Annotated in this window: 4 protein-coding genes and 1 tRNA gene; 4 read left to right on the forward strand and 1 reads right to left on the reverse strand. The window is 59.6% G+C overall.

The window, feature by feature from the left end; translation table 11 throughout:
* The 4 genes from MOV61_RS28905 to MOV61_RS28920 all read left to right on the forward strand — a co-directional run.
* Positions 1 to 475 (forward strand): aldolase/citrate lyase family protein (locus tag MOV61_RS28905; RefSeq protein ID WP_247139049.1); only part of this gene is annotated, 475 nt, incomplete at its 5' end.
* Positions 476 to 601: 126 nt separating this feature from the next.
* Positions 602 to 691: transfer RNA gene (locus MOV61_RS28910), tRNA-Ser, on the forward strand.
* 419 nt (positions 692 to 1,110) lie between these two features.
* Positions 1,111 to 2,175: a porin gene (locus MOV61_RS28915; protein ID WP_247139050.1), complete on the forward strand. Its 1,065-nt coding sequence runs from the start codon at positions 1,111 to 1,113 to the stop codon at positions 2,173 to 2,175.
* Between the two features lie 182 nt (positions 2,176 to 2,357).
* Complete coding sequence (locus MOV61_RS28920; RefSeq protein WP_247139051.1) at positions 2,358 to 3,398, forward strand: porin; 1,041 nt, start codon at positions 2,358 to 2,360, stop codon at positions 3,396 to 3,398.
* A gap of 175 nt (positions 3,399 to 3,573) precedes the next feature.
* On the opposite strand, the gene MOV61_RS28925 is transcribed toward MOV61_RS28920, so the two are convergent.
* The coding region (locus MOV61_RS28925; RefSeq protein ID WP_247139052.1) for a lytic transglycosylase domain-containing protein at positions 3,574 to 4,021 on the reverse strand (448 nt) is incomplete at its 5' end.

Genomic DNA, 4,021 nt, shown 5'->3' on the forward strand with positions numbered 1-4,021 from the left:
CGCCGTGCGTTATCCGCCGCGCGGCGTGCGCGGCGTCGGTGCCGCCGTTGCCCGCGCCTCCGCCTTCAACGCCATTCCCGACTATGCCGAGACGGCCGCCGACGAAATCTGCCTGATCGTCCAGGCCGAAACCATGGCCGCGATCCGCGACCTGGAGAACATTGCAGCCGTGGATGGCGTCGACGGCGTGTTCATCGGTCCGGCCGACCTTTCCGCCGACATGGGCTATCTCGGCCGCATGGAGGCGCCGGAGGTCCAGGAAGTGATCGAGAAGGCGATCGGCACGATCGTGAAGTCCGGCAAGGCGGCCGGCATCCTCACCTTCAGCGAATCCCTGAACCGCCATTATCTCGATCTTGGCGCGAGCTTCGTGGCGGTCGGCGCCGATGTCACCGAGTTTTCCGGCGCGTTGCGATCGCTTGCCGGTCGCTACGGTCGCGGTGGCGGGACCGGCAAGCAGCGTTCGGCCTACTGAGAATCACCGAAGCGGCAGGAATGGAATCACTTGTTGCGATTCGTGTGCCGTGACCGGTGGGAATCGCATGACATTTCCATAAAAGACCTTGCCATCGATATCGTTTCCCAATAATCAGGCCCGACCGGAGAGGTGGCCGAGTGGTCGAAGGCGCTCCCCTGCTAAGGGAGTATACCCGAGAGGGTATCGTGGGTTCGAATCCCATCTTCTCCGCCATTCCAGGCTCGAAACGCCCGCCCAATTCTGAATCCAAATCCCATTCTGATCGACCTTTGCCAGCCGCTCGCACGGCCGTGCACTTGCGCCGCCTGATCGGGTGAGGTGATTCCCCTACGAGGCCTCTCCGCGGCGCTAAGTGGCTGCCGGATAAGCCCTTTCTTAACAAAGCGTAAAATACCACCTAAGGCAGTCCCTGGCTTTGTGTCCTTTCGGCAACAGACTTCTGGGAAGCGGGTACCGGAATGGCGTCCGGTTGAAGTTCCAGATTGCATGACCCTCCCCGTCTTGTATTTTCAAATCCGGAAGCGAGGCGGTGGATCGTCCTTCTTCTAGCAATCGACGGGGATGGGGCAGGGAACGCTGTCCTTCAGCCAAAAGAACCCAGACCCATACGAAACTTTGACTGGAGGTCAAAAATGAACATCAAGAGCCTTCTTCTCGGCTCCGCTGCTGCCCTCGCAGCAGTCTCCGGCGCTCAGGCAGCTGACGCCATCGTAGCTGCAGAACCGGAGCCCATGGAATACGTTCGCGTTTGCGACGCTTTCGGCACCGGCTATTTCTACATCCCGGGCACGGAAACCTGCCTCAAGATCGGCGGTTATGTCCGTTTCGAGACTAGCATCGGCCAGGACCAGAACTCGTTCAACGATACCGACTGGGATGCGTTCAGCCGCGTTCAGCTCGACTTCACCGCGAAGTCTGACACCGAGCTTGGTACGCTGACCTCTGTTGCTTCGGTTCGTTTCGAAGCCAACCAGGACGTTGGATACACGTCCAACACCAGCTCTACTCCGGCTTACATCAACGAAGCCTACATCCAGCTCGGCGGCTTCAAGGTTGGTCGCTGGTTGAACCCGTGGGATAAGGGTATCAACGGCGAGTCCGATTGGAACTCCGGTTCGGGCACGACCCGCATGCAGTCTGTCGGCTACTTCTATACGGGCAGCGCCTTCAGCGCAGGTGTCCAGGTTGACGAACTGTCGCGTCTTCAGGGCGTTGGTGGCCAGAACGTCGGTATCGAAGCTCTCGTCACTGCCAAGTTCGGCGCTGTAGCGTTCGATCTTCTCGGTGCTTATGATCTGGGTGCAGAAGAAGGCGCCGTTCGCGCCCTCATTTCGGCTCCGGTAGGCCCAGGCACCTTGCAGGCTCTCGCCATCTGGTCGAGCGGTCTGGGTGATGCGAACGGCGAAAATGCCTACGACAACCGTGGCGAATGGACCCTGGCTGCTTCTTATGCCTTCAAGGTCACCGACAAGCTGACCATCACTCCCGGCGGTTCCTACATCTGGAATGCTGCTGACGGTATCGGCGATTACGGCAGCGACAATGCTTACCGCGTTGGTCTGACGGTCGACTACACGATCGTTCCGGGCTTCACCGCGAAGCTCACTGCGAACTACAACCAGACTCAGACCGATGGCCTGACGTCGCGCGAGAACAAGTTCTGGGATGGCTTCGTCCGTCTCGATCGCTCGTTCTAATCATAATGGAACTCCCCCGGTTCGCCGGGGGAGTTTTCTATAAATGGTGGGCCTCTATGCAGGGCCTCCATATGGGGAGTTGATACCGGGGGATGGGGCTGCTTATGCGGCCTTTACGTGTTTGATCAATTTTCGATCGGGCGCGAACTAGCATTCAGAGAAATTGACTGGAGGTCAAAAGAATGAACATTAAGAGCCTTCTTCTCGGTTCTGCAGCGGCTCTCGCGGCAGTTTCCGGTGCTCAGGCTGCCGACGCCATCGTCGCTGCCGAACCGGAGCCTATGGAATACGTTCGCGTCTGCGACGCGTTTGGCACTGGTTACTTCTACATCCCGGGCACGGAAACCTGCCTCAAGGTCGGCGGTTATGTCCGTTTCGAAGTCGGCTTTGGCAACAGCACAAACAGCTTCAACGACAGTGACTGGGACTCGTACAGCCGCGCTCAGCTCGACTTCACGGCGAAGTCCGACACCGAACTCGGCACGCTGACCTCGGTTGCCTCGGTTCGCTTCGAAGCTAATCAGGACGTTGGTTACACCTCCAACACGAGCTCTACCCCGGCTTACATCAACGAAGCCTACATCCAGCTCGGCGGTTTCCGCGTCGGTCGTTGGCTGAACTGGTGGGATGCAAACGACCTTCCGGGCGAAGCGGACAACCTCGGTTCGAACCGTCTGCAGTCGATCTCCTACACCTATACCGGCTCTGCCTTCACGGCTGGCGTTCAGGTTGACGAACTGTCGCGTCTTCAGGGCGTTGGCGGTCAGAACGTCGGTATCGAAGCTGTCGTTCAGGCGGCAATCGGCCCGGCCAAACTCGAACTGCTCGGTTCTTATGACTTCGGTGCCGAAGAAGGTGCTGTCCGTGCGATCGGCTCCGTGGCCGTCGGTCCGGGCACCTTCTACCTCTCCGGTGTCTGGTCTTCGGGTGAAAACGCCTACTACGGCGTGCTCGATACCGGTGCTGGTGAAGCAGCTGTTGCTGTAGCCTATTCCTTCAAGGCAACCGACAAGCTCGAAATCATCCCGGAAGCCCAGTACACCTGGAACACGGAACTGACCGCTGACAACGAGTTCACCGGTGCTGACAGCTGGACTGCTGGCGTGACCGTCAACTACCAGATCGTCGAAAACTTTGCGGCCAAGGTTGCCGTCGACTACTTCAAGGTCCAACACGGCGACGACGACGTCCGCGGTATCGTCCGCCTGCAGCGCGACTTCTAATCTGACTTGATCAGGTTGAGTTCAGAAGCCCGGCCTCGTGCCGGGCTTTTTTGCTTTGGGGGACTGCGACCTTCAACAGCAAGGCCGGCCGCAATGAGCCCGACACCGTCTTGGAAGACGCGACCGGCTCTTGTTCAAGAGAAAAGAGGAATGATCTCGGTCGAGCCGCAGCCTGCTACTGCCGCCCGAACCGCAGATCCGCCTCGATATCCGCCTTCTGCCCCAGCCTCGTCTTGTAGACCTGATAGTTCTCCATCACCCGCTGCACGTAGTTTCGGGTTTCGGGGAAGGGGATGCGCTCGATCCAGTCGACCACCTCATCGAGGGATTTGCCGCGCGGGTCGCCATAGCGGGTGATCCATTCGGGCACCCGTTTCGGCCCGGCATTATAGGCGATGAAGGTCAGGATGTAGGAGCCGCCGAACGTATCGATCTGTTCGCCGAGATAATGGGCGCCGAGTGTCGCGTTGTAGCCCGCATCCGTGGTCAGCCGCGCGGCCGCATAAGTGAGGCCGTGCCGCTTGGCGACGCCCTGCGCCGTGCCGGGCAGGATCTGTAGCAGGCCGCGGGCATTGGCGGGTGAAACCGCGCCCGGGTTGAAGGCGCTTTCCTGGCGGGCGATC

Origin of the sequence: Neorhizobium sp. BETTINA12A (assembly GCF_023006485.1) — a bacterium.
Lineage (GTDB): Bacteria > Pseudomonadota > Alphaproteobacteria > Rhizobiales > Rhizobiaceae > Neorhizobium.

Excerpts from the sequence above, each read along its gene's own strand:
- MOV61_RS28920 (WP_247139051.1), top strand. The coding sequence starts at position 2,358 with ATGAACATTAAGAGCCTTCTTCTCGGTTCTGCAGCGGCTCTCGCGGCA.
- MOV61_RS28915 (WP_247139050.1), top strand. The coding sequence starts at position 1,111 with ATGAACATCAAGAGCCTTCTTCTCGGCTCCGCTGCTGCCCTCGCAGCA.